Origin of the sequence: Dasania marina DSM 21967, assembly GCF_000373485.1 — a bacterium.
Lineage (GTDB): Bacteria > Pseudomonadota > Gammaproteobacteria > Pseudomonadales > Dasaniaceae > Dasania > Dasania marina.
Window position 1 is genome coordinate 51,938 of the sequence record NZ_KB891590.1, and the last position, 21,784, is coordinate 73,721.

General features: G+C 45.3%; 21 protein-coding genes. 11 read left to right on the forward strand and 10 right to left on the reverse strand.

Translation table 11 applies throughout. The annotated features are described in order from the left end of the window. Positions 1-23: 23 nt before the first annotated feature. From B067_RS0117805 to B067_RS0117830, 6 genes are all read right to left on the reverse strand, one after another. Complete coding sequence (locus B067_RS0117805; protein ID WP_019531453.1) at positions 24-380, reverse strand: hypothetical protein; 357 nt, start codon at positions 378-380, stop codon at positions 24-26. A gap of 14 nt (positions 381-394) precedes the next feature. Further along, positions 395-937, reverse strand: coding sequence for a c-type cytochrome (locus tag B067_RS0117810; RefSeq protein ID WP_019531454.1), 543 nt, complete (start codon positions 935-937; stop codon positions 395-397). Between the two features lie 100 nt (positions 938-1,037). Continuing rightward, the gene (locus B067_RS21495) at positions 1,038-1,349 is read right to left on the reverse strand and encodes a hypothetical protein (protein WP_019531455.1); all 312 of its coding nucleotides are present in this window, start codon (positions 1,347-1,349) and stop codon (positions 1,038-1,040) included. 57 nt (positions 1,350-1,406) lie between these two features. Continuing rightward, positions 1,407-2,138, reverse strand: coding sequence for a copper resistance protein B (locus B067_RS0117820; RefSeq protein WP_026244759.1), 732 nt, complete (start codon positions 2,136-2,138; stop codon positions 1,407-1,409). 13 nt (positions 2,139-2,151) lie between these two features. Continuing rightward, positions 2,152-4,128 carry a copper resistance system multicopper oxidase gene (locus B067_RS0117825; protein WP_019531457.1) on the reverse strand — a complete coding sequence of 659 codons (1,977 nt, stop codon included), beginning with the start codon at positions 4,126-4,128 and terminating at the stop codon, positions 2,152-2,154. A 133-nt stretch (positions 4,129-4,261) separates the two neighbouring features. Then, positions 4,262-4,666 carry a hypothetical protein gene (locus B067_RS0117830; protein WP_019531458.1) on the reverse strand — a complete coding sequence of 135 codons (405 nt, stop codon included), beginning with the start codon at positions 4,664-4,666 and terminating at the stop codon, positions 4,262-4,264. 256 nt (positions 4,667-4,922) lie between these two features. Here B067_RS0117830 and B067_RS0117835 point away from each other — a divergent pair, with 256 nt between their 5' ends. Beyond that, a complete protein-coding gene (locus B067_RS0117835) occupies positions 4,923-5,510 on the forward strand; it encodes a Fe-Mn family superoxide dismutase (RefSeq protein WP_019531459.1) in 588 nt (195 codons plus the stop codon). A gap of 89 nt (positions 5,511-5,599) precedes the next feature. On the opposite strand, the gene B067_RS21500 is transcribed toward B067_RS0117835, so the two are convergent. Continuing rightward, positions 5,600-6,520 carry a LysR family transcriptional regulator gene (locus B067_RS21500; RefSeq protein WP_019531460.1) on the reverse strand — a complete coding sequence of 307 codons (921 nt, stop codon included), beginning with the start codon at positions 6,518-6,520 and terminating at the stop codon, positions 5,600-5,602. A gap of 203 nt (positions 6,521-6,723) precedes the next feature. On the opposite strand from B067_RS21500, the gene B067_RS0117845 reads away from it, so the two are divergent. From B067_RS0117845 to B067_RS0117870, 5 genes are all read left to right on the forward strand, one after another. Next, the gene (locus B067_RS0117845; RefSeq protein WP_019531461.1) at positions 6,724-7,845 is read left to right on the forward strand and encodes a TonB-dependent receptor; all 1,122 of its coding nucleotides are present in this window, start codon (positions 6,724-6,726) and stop codon (positions 7,843-7,845) included. Further along, the gene (locus tag B067_RS0117850; RefSeq protein WP_083921461.1) at positions 7,805-9,070 is read left to right on the forward strand and encodes a TonB-dependent receptor; all 1,266 of its coding nucleotides are present in this window, start codon (positions 7,805-7,807) and stop codon (positions 9,068-9,070) included. The genes B067_RS0117845 and B067_RS0117850 overlap by 41 nt, the downstream gene beginning before the upstream one ends. A gap of 240 nt (positions 9,071-9,310) precedes the next feature. Next, a complete protein-coding gene (locus B067_RS0117855; RefSeq protein WP_026244763.1) occupies positions 9,311-10,882 on the forward strand; it encodes an arylsulfatase in 1,572 nt (523 codons plus the stop codon). A gap of 118 nt (positions 10,883-11,000) precedes the next feature. Beyond that, positions 11,001-11,900: a DMT family transporter gene (locus tag B067_RS20890; protein ID WP_019531464.1), complete on the forward strand. Its 900-nt coding sequence runs from the start codon at positions 11,001-11,003 to the stop codon at positions 11,898-11,900. Positions 11,901-12,663: 763 nt separating this feature from the next. Continuing rightward, entirely contained in the window at positions 12,664-13,398 is a 735-nt protein-coding gene (locus tag B067_RS0117870; protein WP_019531466.1) for a hypothetical protein, read from the forward strand. A 187-nt stretch (positions 13,399-13,585) separates the two neighbouring features. Here the strand turns inward: B067_RS0117870 and B067_RS0117875 are convergent, their stop codons facing one another. Then, entirely contained in the window at positions 13,586-14,512 is a 927-nt protein-coding gene (locus B067_RS0117875; protein ID WP_019531467.1) for a bestrophin family protein, read from the reverse strand. A 453-nt stretch (positions 14,513-14,965) separates the two neighbouring features. Between B067_RS0117875 and B067_RS0117880 the strand changes: the two genes are divergently transcribed. From B067_RS0117880 to B067_RS0117900, 5 genes are all read left to right on the forward strand, one after another. Beyond that, positions 14,966-15,403, forward strand: coding sequence for a GFA family protein (locus B067_RS0117880; RefSeq protein WP_026244764.1), 438 nt, complete (start codon positions 14,966-14,968; stop codon positions 15,401-15,403). A 210-nt stretch (positions 15,404-15,613) separates the two neighbouring features. Beyond that, positions 15,614-16,744, forward strand: coding sequence for an S-(hydroxymethyl)glutathione dehydrogenase/class III alcohol dehydrogenase (locus B067_RS0117885; protein ID WP_019531469.1), 1,131 nt, complete (start codon positions 15,614-15,616; stop codon positions 16,742-16,744). A gap of 643 nt (positions 16,745-17,387) precedes the next feature. After that, positions 17,388-18,413 carry a tRNA dihydrouridine(20/20a) synthase DusA gene (gene dusA, locus B067_RS20895; RefSeq protein ID WP_051083879.1) on the forward strand — a complete coding sequence of 342 codons (1,026 nt, stop codon included), beginning with the start codon at positions 17,388-17,390 and terminating at the stop codon, positions 18,411-18,413. A gap of 21 nt (positions 18,414-18,434) precedes the next feature. Next, on the forward strand, positions 18,435-19,385 hold the full coding sequence (gene tal / locus B067_RS0117895) for a transaldolase (RefSeq protein WP_019531471.1): 951 nt from the start codon (positions 18,435-18,437) through the stop codon (positions 19,383-19,385). A gap of 4 nt (positions 19,386-19,389) precedes the next feature. Then, a complete protein-coding gene (locus tag B067_RS0117900) occupies positions 19,390-19,842 on the forward strand; it encodes a tellurite resistance TerB family protein (RefSeq protein WP_019531472.1) in 453 nt (150 codons plus the stop codon). A gap of 34 nt (positions 19,843-19,876) precedes the next feature. Here the strand turns inward: B067_RS0117900 and B067_RS0117905 are convergent, their stop codons facing one another. After that, complete coding sequence (locus tag B067_RS0117905; protein ID WP_019531473.1) at positions 19,877-20,371, reverse strand: STAS domain-containing protein; 495 nt, start codon at positions 20,369-20,371, stop codon at positions 19,877-19,879. A 32-nt stretch (positions 20,372-20,403) separates the two neighbouring features. After that, positions 20,404-21,588, reverse strand: coding sequence for a fused response regulator/phosphatase (locus B067_RS0117910; RefSeq protein ID WP_019531474.1), 1,185 nt, complete (start codon positions 21,586-21,588; stop codon positions 20,404-20,406). Between the last annotated feature and the right edge of the window lie 196 nt (positions 21,589-21,784).

The following is a 21,784-nucleotide window of genomic DNA, read 5'->3' on the forward strand; positions in this document are numbered from 1 at the left end:
GCCCGATACCAGCAGACTTAGTATTACTCAGCAGCGTCTATGGCTGCCTCTAGCTGCTGTAATGTTGTGCCCATATCCTCGAGACTGTCTGTCATGACCTCCATATAGTCAACATCATAACGGCTGCTATTCGAGGGTATGGCTAAGCCATCTTTAGCTAAAGTATTTCTTAATAGTAGGAGGGTACTATGTAATGTTGTCAGCTGATTGTTAAGGCTGCTTAGTTTTTCGGACGTGCTTGTTAACGCCAGATAATCGGCTTGATATTGCAAAAGGTAGCTACGTTTTTTGGCTAGCTCGCGTGCGGGATCTGCCCCGCTATGCGCAAGTGCTGTAGTGGCTAATAAAGAGGCTAGGACTAACCCAATAATAGTGTGCATTATGGCTCCGCTCTTTAATGGTGAGGCTGCGTACTGCTGCTATTCCGTGCAGTAACAATTTGATATTGCAGTGGTGTAAGTTCAGGCAGTTTTTGTAAAAAAGCCACCATGGCCCATATACGCTCATCGTCATGGGTAGGCCCCCATGCAGGCATGCCCGATGCTTTAATGCCGTGTTTGATTATCCAAAACTGGCGCCGACTATTTTGCACTGCATCGCCATGGCCTTTAGTTTTTAGGCTCAAATTGGGTGGCTTAGGGTATAGCCCTATACTCATATCACTTTGCTCTTGGCCAGGCTTTAAATGGCAAGCTGTACACATATCGTTATAGTCCGCGCCGCCTGCCAATAATAATTCTGGGTCATCTAAAGCTGGCACCCTGATATCTTTTGACGCTGACGCTACCGATTGCTCTCTTACCGTTTCTAATAACCAATAGCTTAATTTGTTATGGGGCACATCAGCTCCCATAGGATAAATACCTGCATAGATATAAATTATAGCCGCCGCCAGTAAAGCGACCGCTATAACAATAAAGTATTTCACTACTCTCATGGTTTATGTCCTGTTGATATCACATTAATTATGGATAAGCACCGCTGTAACAGCCTGCAATGTGGCTGTTACACTATTGCGGTATTACTTACTAGTTAGACTAATGGTTATGGCTATCGCTACCTTGCGGCTGACCCATTTTGCTTTCGCTATGATCATGAATATCACCGGTGGTTTGCTGTTGATGGCTATCACCATGGCCCTCAGTAGAAGTTTGCTGCTGACAGCGTTTCATCATTGCTACCATGACCGTATCCTTGGCATCCATTTTGCCATGCTCGCTGTTAGCCATAGCTTCACAGTTAGGCTTTTCAGCTTTAACGGCGTGCTGTGAAGGATCATGTGCATTAACAGCCGATGCACAAAAAAGGCTGGCGAGTAAAATGGCTACACTATAATTTGTATTTTTCATTTAATATTCCTAGATATTTTAAAATATTGATTAATGCTCAATGCCTACGTACAGCTATTAAAACCACGCACGTATACCGACTACCCATTGGCTGTCTTGAACATCATGACCGGCGCTACGCGCATAGTCGGCGCTATTGCCAAAGCTCTTTTGCCAATTAATACCTATATAAGGCGCAAACTCGCGGCGAATTTCATAGCGCAATCGTAAACCCGCTTGCACATCAGATAATCCAGAGCCTATACCTAACTCGCTATCGTTTTGGCCATAAAAATTGGCTTCAATTTCTGGGCTTAAAATCAGTTGTTGGGTGAACAGTATTTCGTACTCGGCTTGCACTCGCAGCGCGCTGCGGCCACTCTCACCGATAAATAAAGCGGTATCAATTTCAAAAAAATACGGCGATAAACCTTGCACACCAATAACTGCCCAGTTACGGCTGGGTGTGGGTTTGCTATCTCGTCGCAGCCCAACTTGTAAATCCCAATAAGGAGCAATAGCTTGGCTATATAACGCCTGTAACTCCAACTCTTCGGTGGCGCCATCTACCCGCTCCGCGTCGACTTTTAACCAGAGTTTTTGCAGGTCTTTACCCAACCAAGCCTGCCCCTCTAACACCCAGGGGTTATCCTCATCGCTATCGCGTACTTCTAACTGATCGATCATGACTTTGCTTAACAAGGGGTCATCTTTGCCACCGGCATACGCCGCGGGGCTTAGTGCGACTAACAACGACATTGCCGCTGCCGTAATACCTTTATGGCATTGTTGCTGACTACATTTTCTCATTATTCAATTCTCCTTAGCTCACTCGCACTTCACGAAACATACCTGGCATGTGGTAAACCAAGTGGCAATGGTAGGCCCAGCGGCCTAAGGCGTCGGCGCTGACTAAGTAACTAATTTTTGAGCCCGGCTGCACGATAACGGTATGTTTACGAGGAATGTAATCGGCATCGCCGGTTTCTAGTTCGCTCCACATGCCGTGTAAGTGCATGGGGTGAGTCATCATGGTGTCGTTGACTAAAGTAAAGCGTACACGCTCGCCGTACTTCAATTGCAAAGGCTCTGCATCGGCAAACTTAATACCATTCACCGACCACATATAACGGCTCATATTGCCGGTAAGATGCAGCTCTATTTCCCTAGTAGGTTCGCGCGAATCGTGGCTGCGATATAAGTTTTTCAAGTCGCCATAATTTAATACCCGCCTACCGTACAACTGCTGGTGGTTGCGCAAGCCTATGCCGGGATCATACAAGCCGCTTTGCGGGCTACCGGCCTGCATATCAACCTGCGGGCCAGCTTCACTGGCGTGATGACTAATCTCTGCGCTGCTACCAAAACCAGCCTTGCCTAATGCTTGGCCGCCGCTATCGCTGCTGTGCTCAGCCATGGTTTTCATACCTGACATGGGTTGCTGGCTGTGATCCATACCTTGCATTGCCCCCATGTCGTGCTGGCTGTGATCCATCTTATCGCTGCCTTGCATGCTACTCATATCGTGCTGGCTGTGGTCCATCTTTTTGCTGGCTGGCATCTCGTGCTGGCTATGATCCATTTTTTTGCTAGCCGCCACTGCGCCCATGGCATGCTGGCTGTGATCCATGTCCATAGCCATACCCATATCACGGTGCGATAACACGGGGGCTTTATCCATAGCCGGTATGGCTGCGCGCACGGAAGCGTCCGGGGTAAGGCTACCGCAGGCATAACCTGTTCTATCTATCGTTTGGGCAAATAAGGTGTAGGCGCTATCGGCACTGGGCTCGACGATAACATCGTAGGTTTCGGCAACGCCTATACGAAATTCATCCACACTAACCGGCTGCACATTTTGGCCATCGGCGGCTACCACGGTCATTTTCAAGCCGGGTATGCGCACATCAAAAATGCTCATGGATGAGGCGTTTATAAAGCGCAGCCGAATTTTTTCACCGCGCTTAAACAAACCTACCCAGCCATCGTCCGGGGTGACGCCATTCATAAGATAGGTGTAGGTATAACCGGTTACGTCTGAGATGTCGGTTTCGCTCATGCGCATTTGATTCCACATAGCGCGCTCATCCCACGTTTGGGCTATGCCTTTTTCTTTGATATCACGCCACAGATCAGCGGCGGTGCGTTCGCGAAAGTTATAGTAATGGCTGAGTTTTTTTAGCCTGGCATAAATATCGTGAGGGGAATCGTCTGACCAATCCGATAGCACTACCACATGGTCTCTATCGTAGCTCACTGGGTCTGGCAGCTTGGGATCTATGACTATTGCACCATACACGCCAGTAGGCTCTTGAAAGCCCGAATGGCTGTGATACCAATAAGTGCCGCTTTGCTTAACATCAAACTGATATTCAAAACTGCTACCGGGTTTAATACCGGCGAAGCTTAAACCCGGCACCCCGTCCATACCCGTAGGTAAAATCATGCCGTGCCAATGTATTGATGTGTCGACGGACAAATTATTTTTGACCCGCAGCGTCACCCTATCCCCTTCACGCCAGCGCAGTACCGGTGCCGGCAGCGAACCATTCACCGTGGTAGCCACGCTAGGTGCACCGGTAAAGTTTACATCTTGATAGCCTATGGTGAGATCAAACTGTTTGCCCCGCAGGGTGCTAGGCCCCGTGCGCGGCAATACTGATGCATTAGCGGTGCCTGTGCTCATTATCCCCATGCCCAAGCTCAACAAGGCTGAACCTGCAGCCATGCCGGTAACAAAGCGGCGACGAGAAACGGTAGACGAGCTTATCAAGCCCGATCCGTGTATTTTTTTGTTCATTACATACCTCTTTAAAGCCATGCCTTAGCGAACATGCTTATACGGCTATTAATGTATTTATGTTGCAATATGACAATTAACTACAGAAAAGTAAGACGTAAGTAGGCCAAATTTTAGGCGCACTTATCCTATGTTAGTGACGAATAGGAGGACGATATAGGGAGTTGGCCAAGGTATTAAAGGCCATAGTATTACGATGGGGAGGCACGCTTGCGTGCAGCTTGCTAGCTAATAAAGGCGATGTAACAAAGGTGATTACCGTACTACAGCCACCTAAGCTACAGTCGCAACTAGGGCAGCAGCCCAGCTGGCTACTATCGCTAGCATTAGCTTGATGTTGGCTATGATCCATAGCGCCCGCAGTCATAGTCATGCTCATAGCCATGTTCATAACTATAGTATCGGCCACCATTGTTTGTTGATGGCTGGCAGCCGATGACGCCCCCAAACAAGCCATACTGGCAGACGCTACCGCTTGGCCGGCTAAAGCCAGCATCAGCAGCACTGCTATAAGTTGTTTGAGTTTTGCTATATGCATGGGTAGTTCATCAGGTCTTTTAAGCGCTGCTAGCTAGTGAGCAAGAAGCTATGCTTGGGCCATTAAACGCCACAATAGTTCAAATTTAAGCGGCCTACAAGCGACTATTACCGGCTGTAGCTTTCTACTACCGTCAGCATCTAGCGATAGTTAACATTGCGACAGCCGTCAAAGACTGTTCTTTCAAACTACCCGTCATCGCTGTTATAGTTTTTAGGACGGTTGATAATCTATTTAACCTGACTATGGAGAAATAATGTTTACACTAGCAGAACTACCCTATTCGGAAGACGCACTTAGCCCCCATATAAGCCAACAAACCATCAGCTTCCACTACCATAAGCACCACCAGGGCTATGTCGATAAACTTAACCAAGCCTTGACGAAGGCTGATGCGCCTATGCAAGCTATGACACTAGAGCAGTTAATTAGCCATAGCGATGGTTCAATCTATAACTTGGCCGCACAGGTGTGGAATCATACTTTTTATTGGCAATCAATGTGCCCAAGCAACAACGGCAAACCTAGCGAGGCCTTGGCAAAAATATTGACAGAAAGCTTTGGCTCAGTGGATAGTTTTATAGAACAATTCACCGCTGCCGCCACTCAGCAATTTGGTTCGGGCTGGGCATGGTTAGTAAAAAATAAAGATGGCTCATTAGCAATCACCTCCACCAGCGACGCCGTTAACCCGCTCAGCAATGGTCAACAACCCCTGATAACGCTAGATGTATGGGAACATGCCTATTACCTAGACTATCAAAATAAACGCCCCGATTATGTAACGAACTTTTTCGCTCACTTAATCAACTGGGATTTTATAGAACAAAATCTTAATGCATAATTCATGCACTTAGATACTGCACAAAACAAAACGCCTAGCTAACCACTAGGCGTTTTTTCACTTTAGAAAACCAATTCAAAATAACACAATTAACTTAGCAGTAAATTCCCCTGCCACTCTCCTTTTTGATGAACCTCTTTAACCGATTGTTTGATAATATCAACGACAGCCATACCTGCTCTGGATAAAGTCCTATGCAGCGGAGAAATTAAATAAGCTTTCCTATAAATGGTCGGGTTTATAATACGCTGTGCTGTAAATTCGCCACCTTTAAGGCGATTAAAAAAAAGCGATGAGGGTATGATGACACTCCCAAATCCTGATTCAGCTAACGCTAAATCACCCATCGCAGAGCCAAGCCCTGGTACAATATTTAAGGACACTCCGGTTTCTTTTTGAAATTTTTCATAAGTCAGGTAGGCGGACGACTGATCTCGGTTCGAGATAATTGAATACTTAGCCAGCTCGCTAAACTCAACTGATTCTTGCTGAGAAGAACCTTTCCCAACTAAAAAAAACTCCTCTTCTATCAACGCATCACATTGGTAGCGCTGCTGATCTTTAATATCGAAAGTAATCATTAAATCGATTAAATCAACATCAAACAACTTTTGTAAAAAAGGCGTTTGCGAGTCGTCTAGTTCCACTTCTATTTCTGGATATTCCTTGATAAGGGCTTTATAAATAGGCACGCCCAGCACATTAGAGACCCCCTGTGTACAGCCTATCCTCACCAAGCCGGAAGGGTTGCTATGAAAACTCTTAACAGAAGATTGGGCAGTATCGACCTGTTTCAAAATAGAATAGGCATATTTTAAAAAATGCTTACCTGGATCAGTGAGCTTAACCCCCCTACTATTTCTATCAAACAATTTCACATCAAGGCCATCTTCAAGGCTTTTAAGACTAAGACTCAACGCGGGGTGACTAAGATGCACCTTCTCACTGGCCACCCGCATGTTTTCCGCTTCAGCAATGGCGATAAAATGTCGTAATTGTCTTAATTCCATGGTGCCTCGATGAGATTTTATAGAAACAAAGTGTTTTGCATAACTTACCACTCAATTAAGTATATTAAAATATATTTATACCAAGGTTCTTACTACAGTATTTAAAAGCTTAATAACAGCGGCTCGTCTCTACTGATAGGGAATGGTTAAATAACCACAAATAAAATAATCAAACACCATAAACTGGTTAGGGGATAAAGCACATGACTATCAACAGCTATTTAGCTCATAACAATCGTATGTACAAACTCATAGCAGCTATAGGGTTAGCTTCGCTATCAACCACAGCCACTGCAGCTACACTGGAAGAAGTTGTGGTTACCGCCCAAAAGCGATCTGAGTCATTACAAGATGTAGGCGCAGCCGTGTCCGCCATGACTAGTGACGATCTCAACCGGCTCAATATTAAAAGCGGTCGGGATCTCTTTGATCGCCTACCGAATATATCACTGCAAACCAATGCCTCAGAATCACAGGCACAGGTATCTATGCGTGGCCTAAGCTTTTCAACCTTTAATCTGAATGCAGTTCAGCCTGTGGGCTTATTTCAAGATGAAATTAATTTGAACTCACCTCAAGCTAGCGGCTTGTTTCTATTCGATTTAGAACGAATTGAAGTTGTGCGCGGCCCTCAAAACACACTGTATGGCCGCAATACCACCGGTGGCGCAGTTAACTTTATCAGTAAACGCCCCAAGGTAGGGTCTGGCACTACTGGTGACATCGCAGTCACTTATGGTCGCTTTAATCAACTTGATTTCGACGCCGCCGTGGGTTTTGATCTGGGCGATACTGCTGCCGCACGTATTGCCGTTAACTCACGTGATAGAGATGGCATATTCGATAATAAGTTTACCGGCGATGATGACTCTGAACAGGACAAAAAGGCCATTCGAGCCCAGCTTGTATGGGAGCCATCCGATGAAACAGAAATACTTTTCAACTACCACTGGGGGCAGGTTGATGCCGACTCCCGCCGCATTAAAACTATTGGATTGCTAGACCCTAATAATATTGACGCCTCTACCGTGGACTTTAAGAACGGCTTAACTGGCAACTGTCCACTACCCGGCAAGGGTGACCTAGGTAGCGGCTGCGTCAGTGCAAATTGGGCCGGTGACCAGGGATATGCCGATACTGATGACTTTGATATTAGCGCCGACCTAACCTCACCCATAGACAAAATAACCGATTGGGGAAGCTTCTTAAATATTACCCATGATTTCTCATCCTTTACGCTGACATCCATTACAGGTTACAAAGAAAACGAATTTAGATTTGCTCATGATGATGATGCCTCACCCTTTACAGTTTACAGTTTATAATTTTTATCAAAATGCCGATCAGGAACAAATTTCACAAGAGTTACGCTTTTCTTCACCGGAAGATCAAGACACACGCTGGATAGCTGGACTTTATTATTTTAAAGAAGACCTAGACGCCGAAGTTATAATTTCTTTACCGCAGGCTAGAGCCGGAATGGGAGGCGGCCGATCTTCGCGATTAATACAGTCGGATACTGTTTATTCTGGTTTTTCAGAATTCGAATGGGATATTAACGATAAACTAACCCTGATTGTAGGTGGACGTTATTCAGAAGAGAAAAAAGACGGTAGCGGTGAGGTGATACGCACTCAAACTGCAGGTCTCGCCGCTGTCACTGATGGCTCTGATGGCCTGCGCTACCAAGATCTGCTGAACAATGGCGCAGAAATATTATTTCCCAAGTCAGACTTTAGTAAAACCTGGCGCGACTGGGGTGCAAAATTCGGACTCGAATATAAAATGCAAGATGACACACTAATCTACGCCAGTGCTTCACGCGGCATCAAAGCAGGTAGTTTTGCTACCGGACCTGCGATTATTGCCGGCGGAGGTCTTGATAAACCCGTTGATCCAGAAACCGTATGGGCTTATGAGGTTGGGGTTAAAACAGATTGGTTAGAGCGCAGCTTGAGAACTAATCTTGCTGTTTTTTACAACGACTACCAAAATCAACAACTGCAAACTTTCGTAATCATTGCGGGCGAGCAAACCGGCAACCTAGTCAATATTGACTCTTCTAGTACTGCCGGCGTAGAGCTTGAATTGAACTGGTTACCACAATCCGTAGAAGGTCTTAGTGTAGATGTAAATATGGGCTGGCTAACCACCGAAATCAAAAAAGATGACACCACAGGTAATGATCTTGAAGGCAATAACCTGGTCAACTCACCAGAGCTGACCGCAACAGTCGTTATCAGGAAAGAGTGGGATGTGAATTGGACAGAGGGCGGAATCTTCTCAATACAGCTAGATGGTAATTACACCGCCGAAAGAGAATTTGATATCGGTAATAACCCGCTACTAACTGCCGACAGCTACACTATTTTTAATGCATCAGCATCCTATCAATTTGGTCAGGAGCAACAATATACTGCTTCAGTATGGGGTAAAAATATTACTAATGAATTGTACTTCCAAAATATGGCCGAAGGCGTTTCCGGTGACATCCAAGCTTATATCAATAACCCTGCCAGCTATGGCGTAACCCTAAGCGCCTCTTTTTAAACTGGCCTTAAAAGCCCTCAAAGGCGAAAGGATAACCCACCGCCCTTGAATATCACTACTCCCTCTTCTGGCCCTTTGCGGGCCTTTTTTAAAACGATCAGACATCAATCTAGGAGATATTCTTTGGTGGCCCAGTTCGCAAAAAAAAACCTCTTTCGACTATCAATAGTTATAACTTTGGTGGCAGTCTCTTCCTGTAATCATGCTGCGAGGGCTACCACTGCTCCCGCAACTGTACCAGTGCATGGATCACAACCGAATATAGTATTGATAGTCGTCGATGATATGGGTTATTCAGATATAGGCAGTTTTGGCAGTGAAATCGACACACCTAACTTAGACAAGCTTGCCTATAAAGGAATAAGGTTTACCAATTTTCACGCCACCCCTATGTGCTCTACTACCCGAGCAACATTGATGACAGGTATTGATCACCATCTTGCAGGATTCGGCAATTTTCTTGATGAAATAGCAGACAATCAAAAAGGAAAGCCTGGTTATGAAGGTTATTTACCCTCCGATAAAAGAACCATCGCCACACTATTATCTAAACAGGGTTACCATACATCTATGGTGGGAAAATGGCATTTAGGGGAAGCCGTTGAGCACGGGCCGGCTGCTAAAGGCTTTGATCGCTCCTTTGCTCTTATGGGCCCAGGCGGTAACCATTTTAACAACCTGAACTTTCTCCCTAAACCTCGTGAGGTCCATTATCTAGAAGATGGGCAACCTGCCAAATTGCCTGCAGGCAGCTACTCCTCTTATTTTTTTTCCGATAAGGCTAAAATCTATATAGACGAATCTTTAGCGCAGCAGCGCCCGTTTTTTTCTTATTTAGCATTTACCGCACCACACGCACCACTGCAGGCTCCTAAAGCCGTAATTCAAAAGTATCGTGGAAAATATGATCAAGGCTATGCGTCTTTACGCAACACACGCATGACTCGCATGAAAAAAATGGGGCTGATTGATAACAACACCAAAGCTTTTAGCCAAGTTCCAGATCTAACTCCTTGGAATGCCCTATCGACAAGTGAACAGCAAATAGAAGCACGAAAAATGGAAGTTTATGCCGCAATGATTGAAACCATTGATCATAGCGTAGGTGAACTTATCAGCTATCTGGAAAATAAAAATATATTGAAAAAAACCGTCATTATTTTCTTGTCTGACAATGGCGCTAGCGGCGTTGACCCGCTCACGAAAATTGATTTTCGTCTATGGGCAGAAAACAACTTTAACAATGATCTTGATAATATCGGTAGTGCAACAAGCAATTCATTTCTTGGCCCTGGCTGGGCTAATGCAGTAAGCGCTCCGCTTAGAATGTTTAAGCGTTATATATCCGAGGGCGGGATAAGAACCCCAGCCTTTATCTGGAGCCCCATAGCTGACACGCACAGGACTATCAACCATAGTTTTGTGTCCATAAATGATATTTTTACAACCATCTTAGATATTGCCAATCCCCATGCAGTAAAAGCTAAGTCCTTTGCTGAAGCTGGCTACTTAGGAAAGTCATTACTGCAGGTAATAAGAGGAGACATAGACTATATTCATGATGACAATGCGGTTTATGGTTGGGAGTTATTCGGCTATCGTGCAGCACGTAAAGGCCCATGGAAAATTATTCATATGCCAGAACCTTATGGTAACGACAGCTGGCAACTTTATGATCTCAACAAGGATCCTGGTGAATTAGAAGACCTATCATTACAGCACCCGAAAAAACTGCAAGAGTTAATCAACTATTGGGAGCAGTATGCTATAGAAAATGGCGTTATCTTACCGAATAAGGTGTACAATAATTGACTATATTAAATCTAACCGGAAACTATCAGCTTGGCCTATACTGACACAAACGCAAGCTATGTCTTATGGGCGATAGAGCAGATCAAACATTAATGCAAACGTTGATAACAGCCTGCTTATGTATTACTCCCAGAGTTTAATTTCTGGAGCGCTATTTATTATTTGCGCTGAATTTATGGCTGTTATCACCGGCGCACTAATAAAAATGGCTCACGACAGCCTCCCTATGGAGGCTATAGTCTTTTTTAGAAACCTCTTCATCTTATTAGCAGTCGCGCCACTGATAGTGCGCTTTAAAATAAATCACTTAAAAATAGCCGTTATCCAATGGCATATAGCTAGAGCTATTTTTGGATTGGGTGGTATCTATAGCTACATCTACGTTCTTTCAGAGCTAAAGCTCGTTAATGCCATGCTGCTGTTAACTATGTCACCTATTTTTATTCCTATTGCCGCCTTTCTTATTTTAGGTGAAACTATTAACCGCTGGATATCGCTAGCTATTTTAATTGGTTTCTTAGGCATCATAGCCATTTTACAACCTGACGGTAGTACCAGTACCTATACGCTTATAGGAGTCGCTGGTAGTTTTTCTATTGCTTTAGGGCAAGTCATTATTCGCAAGTTATCGAAAACTGAGCCCGCCCAAAAAATCGTTTTTTATTTTGCTTTTTTCGCATCTATAGTCACGGCCATACCGCTGACTTGGTCATGGCAGAGCCCAACACTATGGCAGTGGGGCTTATTAGTAGCGCTGGGGGGTTCAGCCGCGATAACACAACTCTTAGTTACCCGAGGGTTTGCTTCGGCCCCGGCGTCACAGGTTGGTATTTTCACTTACTCCTCGGTGTTTTTAGCCGCTGTTACAGGGTGGCTCTTCTGGGGAGAAGTGTGGGATATTATTTCAGTCACGGGTGCAATACTCATCATAGCCGCAGGGCTTGTGGTATTGAGATACACAAGTGCAGAAAGACTAAAAAAGAGTAACACCCACGACAGCGCATATGCAAAGGACTAGGGAGCACACGGCTCTGCCGCAGCCGATGACACATCATCAGCTGGCACGCCGATTTCCAAGCCCGCACGTTGCGCTTTGGCAAGGTACTGAAGTCGACATCTGGATTGGTATCCACTTCGTAAAACATATGACGAGTGACTTTGTCAATACCGCAATAGCTAAAAGTCCCCATATCCATATTGTTACTGATAGCCGCTTCGTAGCGCCGCTTGCCTTCAAAGGTACGCTGCGATGAGGCACACAAATGGTACACTTTTGAGCAACCTACTTTTACTAACCCCTCAAACTACCTTGCTATAACCAACTAAAAGCGTAAAGGCCTCCTTCTCTTTCCTATAAATTTATATGTATCTAGAGAATTAGAACGCCATCGTTTGAAAAGCGCTGATATAAACTAATGCATCTGTAGTGGATTATACAGTGCGAAGGGATATCTCAGATGGAAAAGCCTAAAGCCCCCTTATATGCGTAAAGCGAACGGTAAATAAGACAAAAAATACGAAAAAAACGAGCCCCTAGGACTGCTGAGTGCCAAAAGATACCTATGAAACACTACTACACCAACGTTTGATCTTGAGCCGCTCATCTTTAGTAAATCAGCCTGCCATGATACCCTTCCTTAGCTTTGGGCACTTTAAGACAAAATAATACTTTCGCGAGTTCGTGCATCAGCGATTTACTGATCCGACACAAAGCTAGGCAGTGATTAACTCACTCAAGTAGCAGGACTACGCCTGTATAACCCTTCTATGGAATTAAAATAATGTACAGTATTAGTCTTGTCAGTTTATCACTGGTTGCTGTTATCTTTCTCAGCCTTGTACATGTACTGGCTGACATGTTGCGATGGAAGCAACAACTGCCACAAAAATATTGGCTGTCATTCGCTGATGGTATTTCAATTAGCTATGTATTTCTTGGGTTGTTACCAAAAATAATCGAGGGTACCGCTGATATTCCTGATTCAATGGGCCCCATGGTTGCCATTTTAAAACACAATCCCTTTTTGCCATTACTGATCGGCCTTGTCTCATTCTATGGACTTGAGCGCCTAATAGAAAAACCGGCGACTGAGAATAACCCACAGCTATCGAACAGCTCCGAGATTCGGGTCTGGAGCCACCTGGCTTCATATGCACTCTATAAAGCAATTATCGGATATCTAATTGCAAAGATGAACGATCCCTTACTTATCGCCATTTTTGTTCTATCTATGGCCGTGCATTTTCTAGTAGTTGACTACCGAATGATGGAAATCCATAAAGGTGCCTATCAGCGAGTTGGACGCTGGCTTTTGACCCTCGCGATTATCTTAGGTTGGGCTATCGGTATCACAACCGTTATCGCGCCCGTTGTAGTGACCTTATTACTGGCATTCGTGGCGGGCGGCATCGTGCTGGTTGTTCTTGAAGAAGAATTTTCCCGCGAACACCCTTCCTCGTTCCCGGCTTTTTTAGTTGCGGTTTTGGCCTACATGGCTGTTCAAATCTCAATGTAAGATAGAGCTCTCGGGGGCCCTAAAGATGTTCATGAACCCTGTATAGGCTGATTATTTATGTCGTATTTTCTTGTTTAGCCGGATTAACAACAGCCGTATTTTAGAAAAAAATACGGCATATTTCGATCCCGTTAATATACGAAAACATATAAAATATTTTATTCGTTTTTGAAAAACGTGCAAGCGCTTAGTTCAAACAGTGTGAAATAGGCGCAATGGGTTCTGGGATGTTTTTATCGCCAAGAGCTTCCAATAAACTTATCTCAATGGTACGTGTCATGGCATGCAGTGGTAGATCGTTGGTCGACAACCCAAACGGTTCTTCCAGTTCTTCACTTAGCGCGTCTAGTCCAAAAAAGGTGTAAGCAACGACAATGCAAAACAATGGGGTTGCCAACCCTTGAGAGGCGACAAGCCCAAAGGGTAGCATTAGGCAATACAGATAAGCTGTCCGTTGCACAAGCAGCATATAGGCGAAAGGCAGTGGTGTATTTTGGATTCGCTCGCAGGCCGCTTGCACGCCTGCCATGGAAGTGATGCGCTCATCAACACCCTGGATAAGAAAGTCAGAAAGCAGCAATTTGTGCCTACAGCTACCCAACTTTTTGCCTATCATCCGCAATAAGCTATCGGGTAAATTTTTCGCTTGCTCTAGTTGTTCAATATCCTCTACTTCAACGTATCGGCCTATGTCATCCCAGGGGTCACTTTTTCGAAGCTGGTGACGCAAGGCATGGCTGAAAGCAATAGTCAGGTTTACCAGACGCCGTTGAACTTCTGGCGCGCCATCAAGGCTTGAGTCTATATACGATGTTGCCTGACGGGCGAGGCTTCGAGCGTCCACAATAAGCTGCCCCCATTGTTTTCTAGCCTCCCACCAACGATCGTATGCAGCGTTATTTCTAAAGCCAAGAAATAATGACAGCGCCACACCCAGCAAACCGAACGGCGCAAGTGTCTGCTGAGGAAATATACTAGGGTAGTAAACGTGGGCTATAGCCACACCACCACCTAGTAACGCGACAAAAATAATTTGGGGCAGAATCGCTGGCACAATAGAGCCGCGCATTATAAAAAGTAGCTGCAACGCATTGGGTTTATTTCGGACTATCACTACAACCTCCGCTTAGTAAGAAGTGAGTATATGTTGGTAAGCACAAACGCCTCATTCGGGTCAATGGCCGTTTGCGGTGAAATAGTAGTAGTGGCTTGGAGTTGCAACACTAACATGATTGGCAGCCGCTGAGGAAAACGATCACCCTGTAAATCACTGCTATTCAAAGAGCATAGGCAGTATATGCATACTATTGTAGCCAACTTACCACAGCAAAATATTATGCCCCCCATTATGGTTGCTTTACATGGATTACCTACTACAATTAATGAGCGAAATACATCTACCCACACCGAGAGCCTTTCTGGTTTTTAACGTCTTGCACCGGCACTGCCGAGCGTGAATGATGTTACGTTATAACTATCGTCGGTGGACGCCTTCGTAAAGGTTTCTGTCGTTGTATATTTTCACTAAAGTGCAGTCCAGCAGGATACGCACAAAAGGAGAAAAATCATGACCCGTTCCTATACCGGTGGGTGCGAGCACGTTCATATGAAAGCGAAGGCAGAGCCTATCGACAATCACGTCTGTCATTGTAATGTTTGCAAAGGCGTAACTGGACAGCAGACCACGCATGTGGCCTTTTTCAAACACGCCGATCTTTCGGCCGATCACCCCGAAAAAATGAAGCGCCAGCCGTTCAATAAGGACAACCCAAGCGGCCCACTCGAGCTTTGCACCTGTGCCGATTGTGGTGCCGCCCTAATGCTCGATGACAAACAAAAACGCATCCGCGTGGCAGTGCCAAACGTCATGGGCTACAAAGACTCATTCCCCAAGCCCACTTATCACGCATTCTACGACACCTCAAAAGGCTACCCTAAGCCATCAGACGGCCGCCCGGTTTATGAAGGCCTGCGTCCTGAATTCGTTTGGCCTGAACCCGTCTAAGCTGTCGGGTTTATCCTCGACTATACAGGGGTTCAGGAAACACTCTTTCCGCAGGTAAGTAGCGGATGGTCAATGGCTTTAATGAACCCCAGCCCCATTCTTGACTTCGGCACCGTCGCCCTTACCGGGAGGCTAACATGACCAATACTACAGGCACACCTAAGTTATACACCCAATGAAATATCATTAGCTAAACAGTGAGAACTCAATATGTCTGATCAATTTATCAAATCGAAAGCCGCTGTAGCCTGGGGGCCTAAACAACTATTATCTATCGAAGAAGTAGATGTAATGCTTCCTCGTAAAGGCGAAGTGCTCATTAAGGTTGTTGCTTCAGGCGTATGCCATACCGATGCATTTACCTTATCAGGAGATGACCCTGAAGGTATTTTCCCCGTCATTTTAGGCCACGAAGGTGGTGGCATTGTTGAACAAATCGGAGAAGGCGTCACCAGCGTACAGGTGGGTGACCATGTTATTCCTTTGTATACGCCAGAATGTGGCGAATGTAAGTTCTGTTTATCGGGTAAAACTAATCTTTGCCAGAAAATTCGTGAAACTCAAGGCAAGGGTCTAATGCCTGATGGCACCAGCCGTTTTTACAAAGATGGCAAGCCAATCTTCCATTACATGGGCTGTTCAACTTTCTCTGAATACACCGTATTACCCGAAATTTCTTTAGCAAAAGTCAATAAAAAAGCCCCTTTAGAAGAAATTTGCTTATTAGGCTGTGGCGTAACTACAGGTATGGGCGCGGTAATGAATACGGCTAAGGTAGAAGAAGGGGCAACAGTTGCCATCTTTGGACTTGGCGGGATTGGCCTTTCGGCGGTTATCGGTGCAACAATGGCAAAAGCGAGTCGGATTATTGCTATTGATATCAACGAAAGTAAATTTGAGCTGGCGAAAAAATTAGGCGCGACAGATTTTATCAACCCCAAAGATTATGACAAACCCATTCAGGATGTCATTGTTGAATTAACCGATGGTGGTGTAGATTACTCATTCGAATGCATTGGTAACGTGAACTTAATGCGCTCTGCATTAGAGTGCTGCCACAAAGGCTGGGGTGAGTCAGTTGTTATTGGTGTTGCCGGCGCTGGGCAAGAAATTTCAACCCGTCCATTCCAGTTAGTAACCGGGCGGGTATGGAGAGGCTCTGCCTTTGGTGGCGTTAAAGGCCGTACTGAGTTACCTGATTACGTAGAGCGCTACCTGAAAGGAGAGTTCAAATTAAGTGATTTTATTACCCACACCATGTCTCTAAAAGACATTAATAAGTCATTTGAATTAATGCACAAAGGTGAAAGCATTCGTACCGTCATTCATTTTGACAAGTAGCCCTTGTCCTGCTGACCGCTAGTAAACTAATACTATGGGGGCAGCATTTTGAAGCCTTTCCCTAGCAATTCAAACTAAAGCGTTAATACAAGCTTTGGGAAATGGCATCAATAACACAGCCACCGCAGCTATTAAACGAAAAAATGTCTGAGCTGCACTAGCTTTCAGGCTTGAGCAGCTGCGCATTACCGCTGATATAGACGTCCACTATGGGCTGGCGGATTTTTAATCGGTAAAGGCCTGCTTTGTTTCAACTTACACTATCTTTATTCAGTTTATTCCGCACATAAACGAAAGGGATGAAGTCCCGCTAACAGTGATTAATGTTTTACACAAATCTAATTAATCAGACCATTAATTCAGTGGTCAGGCAGCAATATAATCCGTAAAATATACGGCCGTAGCCTTTAAGCTTCAATCGTTTTCCTCCACCCACAAAAACCATAAAAAAGTTGTTAATTATCAATGCGTTAGATAGATAACTCTGTTATGCCCCGCTGATAAACTGGTCAGACTAAACTCATTAGAACTTGTATTCACTGGGCTGTAGAGGTATTGAAAATTATAATGGTACACAAACAGTACACTTTTGAGCAACATACTGCTCTCACTCATCAACACAGCAATAAGCTCAGTTATCAATATGTTAGATAGAAAATTCTGTTGCGCCCCTCTCATGGATTGGTCAGACCGCCACTGCCGTTACTTTTGGCGCCAACTCAGCCAACAAGCCGTGCTCTACACCGAGATGATTACTACAGGCGCTATTTTGCATGCGGGGCCAGAACGCTTTTTACCCTTTCATCAGCACGAGAACCCTCTAGCCCTACAGCTGGGTGGCAGCAACCCGCAAGACTTAGGGCGCTGCGCCAAAATTGCCGAGGACTGGGGCTACGACGAAGTTAACCTTAATTGCGGCTGCCCTTCCGACCGGGTACAAAATGGTATGTTTGGCGCCTGCCTGATGGCACAGCCACAGCTAGTGGCAGACTGTATAAAAAGCATGCAGGATAGCTGCGCCATACCCGTTACCGTCAAGCACCGTATCGGTATAGACGATATGGAAGACTATCGAGACATGGTTGCCTTTGTAGAGCCCATCGCCGCCACCGGCTGTAAAACCTTTATCGTTCACGCGCGCAAAGCCTGGCTACAGGGCTTAAGCCCAAAAGAAAACCGCGAGATACCACCACTGCAATACGATATGGTTTACCGGCTTAAAAAAGACTTTCCTGATTTAGAAATTATTCTTAATGGCGGCTTAGTTGATTTGGATAGCTGTGATGCGCCTTTGCAACAAGTTGATGGTGTTATGTTAGGCCGCGCAGCTTATCAAAACCCCTATGTATTAGCCGAGGTGGATCAGCGTTTTTATAATAGCGATGCGCCGGTTAAAAGCCGCGAACAAGTGCTGCTAGACTTCTTTCCCTATATTGAGCAACAATTAAGCGCAGGCGCACACTTAAATTATATTACCCGCCACATCTTAGGCTTGTTTCAAGGCCAGCCTGGGGCAAAATTATTTCGCCGCTACATCAGTCAGAACGCACATTTAAAAGGCGCTGGTATAGAAGTATTACAGCAAGCCTTGCAACTCATTGTTGACGAGCGCGAGCGCGCCGAGCAGTATCACAATGACAGACTACAGGAACTCAGCCAGCAAAGCTGAAAACACCAATAAGGATTGAGCATGAGTAGTAATAAACTAGAGCAACTTAAAAGCATGACCGATGTGGTCGCCGACACCGGCGACATAGAAGCCATCGCCCGCTTTAAGCCCTTAGATGCAACCACCAACCCCTCGCTATTATTAAAAGCTGCCCAGCTGCCCCAATACGGCCAGCTAGTCAGCGAGTCTAAAGACTGGGCACTGCAACAAGTAGGCAGCCAAGCCGAACAACTGGCGCTGTGCAGCGATAAACTAGCCGTTGCCATAGGCTGTGAAATTTTAAGCATTATTCCCGGCCGCATATCCACCGAAGTGGATGCTCGCCTCTCCTTTGACACTCAAGCCACCCTAGCGAAAGCGCGCAGCCTTATTGCACTTTATGAAGCTGCAGGTATTAGCAAAGAACGGGTATTAATTAAAATCGCCTCTACTTGGGAAGGTATACGCGCCGCTGAAACTCTTGAAAAAGAAGGCATAAACTGCAACCTAACGTTGTTGTTTGGCTTTGCCCAGGCCGCGGCCTGTGCCGACGCCGGCGTGTTTCTTATCTCGCCGTTTGTGGGCCGTATTTTAGATTGGTATAAAGCCAGCACCGGCCACAGCTACAGCGCCGAAACCGACCCCGGCGTGCAGTCAGTCAGCCATATTTATAATTTTTATAAACAGCACAACTACAACACCGTGGTAATGGGTGCCAGCTTTAGAAATACCGGTGAGATTGAGCAGCTGGCAGGCTGTGACCGCCTCACCATTAGCCCGCAGCTATTAGAGGAGCTAAGCCAAGACAGTGGCTTACTCACGCCAAAACTCAGCCGCGATAATACTGGCGCAGCGATTAGCAAAATAGATTTACACGAAAGCAGCTTCCGCTGGCATATGAATGAAGACGCCATGGCCACAGAGAAATTAGCTGAAGGCATACGTAACTTCACAGCCGATCAACGTAAACTAGAACATCTATTAAAGCAGTAGCATTATGTTTAAAAAAATACAGCAATTTTTTAACGAACAACTGACGTTGCAAGATAGCGATGGCGAATCACAACAGCCGAAAGTTGATTTGGCGGCGGCAGCTTTATTAATTGAACTCAGCCGCGCCGATTTTGAAATTAGCACGGTAGAGCAACAAGCCATAGAGCAGGCACTCATTAAAACCTTAGGCTTAGCGCAAACACAACTCAACCAACTGATAGAATTAGCGGAATTAGAAAACAAGCAGGCCACCTCTTTATTCGAGTTTACCCGCCACATAAATGAGGCCTATAGCTCAGCGCAGAAATTCGAATTATTAAAAGCTTTATGGCAGGTAGCGGTTGCCGATGGTGATATTAGTAAATACGAAGATAACTTAATTCGAAAAATTGCCGGGTTGATTTACGCACCGCACAGCGACTTCATCAAAAGCAAGTTAGCCGTAATAAATAGGTAGATAGATAGATAAATGGATAGATAGCCAGCTAAGTTTACTTAAAGGCTTTAGGCGTTTCTAAGGCACAGACTAAATCACAAAAATCCGCGTGATTTTGTTTGTTTAAGCCCATTAATATCTTATGAGCCTCTAACACCTTACTGCGCACCTGCCTCTCGCTACCTTGTTTCACAGGCAGTTCTTGCAAGTCATCAGCATCGGTGATTTCATCACTGTAAATATTAAAAACTTTGGTGAAACCCATACTCTGCAGCAAACGGGTGATATCGGGATTGGGTGATAATATGGTGGGTATATCTAGGCCGTGTTTTTTCGCCTGTATTGCCAGCTTGGCCAATAGACCTAAAGAAGTACTGTCTATACCTAGGGTTTCGGCCAAGTCTACCGTTACCCCAGAGAAATCACTGGCCGCAAACATCTGCTCTATATATTCATCTATAGTATTACAAAGCGTCAGGCGTACATCGCCTGTCAGCTTTATCATATATGTGCCTTGATGATCGGCAACTAGCATTTTACCTGACTGCATACATAAATCTCAGTGGCTGCGCCACCACTACGCTAATGATAACCCTTGGAAATTAATAACACGGCAATATCATCGGGAAAATCAATAATTTGCTGTAACTCTAAGCTTTCGGCTAAGGCCTCTACCGATAGTTGCGCCTGCTGTAAGCGCTCTAGTAAAAAGGCTTCCTGCGCCCGCAAGCCCTCTCTAGGCAATATCTCTAAGATGCCATCTGAAAACAAGGTCAGCACAAATTTATCGGGCAAGTTAATAAGCTGCTCATTAAACTCTGGCTCATCAAACAAGCCCACCGGCATGCCCTCGCCTACCAAGAACTGGCTATCGCCCTCAGTGCTTAAAATAGGCTGCGGCAAGTGCCCTGCATTAGCATACTTAAGCTCACCACTGGCCAGATGTAAAACCCCTATACACATAGTGAGATGCTTGCCCACGCCGGTATCAAAAATGACACTATTCGATAACGTCAACATGCTCAACGGCGACAGTATGGAGGGATCCTGTTTGTGTAAATAATCTGAGCGCTTGCGGGCAAATAGGTTTTTTAGCAATACCGTTACAAAAGCCGACGAGGCACCGTGGCCAGACACATCGGCAATAAAAAACACACAATGCTCTTTACCTACAGTGATATATTCGATGAAGTCGCCGCTAAGGTATAGCGAGGGAAATATACGGTGGCTAAAATGATAAGCACCGATTTGATAAGGTGAGGCTGGCAGCATTTTAAACTGTACTTGGCGACCGGCTTTTTGATCTTGCTCCAGCAGTGCTAGGCTGTTTTTTAGCTCTAGGTTGGCCTGCTCTAGCTTCTGCTTATAGAGGGCATTTTCGCGCTGTAATTGTGCGTACTCAATACTGCGAGTAACCGCATGCTCTAACATTTTGACATCGATGATAGGCTTAAACAGATAATCGCTAGCCCCAAAGCGCAGGGCTTGCACAACATCCTGCACTTCACTGGTTTCTGACAGCACTACCACAGGGGTACTTGCAACGATCTTTTGTATCTCGGCTAGCAGTTTGCCGTCACCACAGTAAGGCACGCTTAAGTCGCAGAGTATAACATCGGGGTTATACTGGCGATAAAGCGCCAAACCTTGGTCACCTGTAACCGCTTGGTAACAAGTATAGCCCTGAACTTGCACATAATTGACGATAGTAGCCAGAGCCTGCTCATCATCATCAATTACCAAGAGGCTGAATTGCAGCGATGTCATTTAAAAACCCGATTTTTCACAATTATCTACACTTACACTTATGTCTACGCAAGTGCCTATGGCAATGCCGACTATATAGAGTCTACTGTAGTTTAACTAAGGCAGCTTTTGAAAGTGGCCAGAACATACTCTTATAAGAGTGGGACTTCAATAGCAGAAAGCCAAAATAATAGCGACTAACATTGACGGCTGTGGG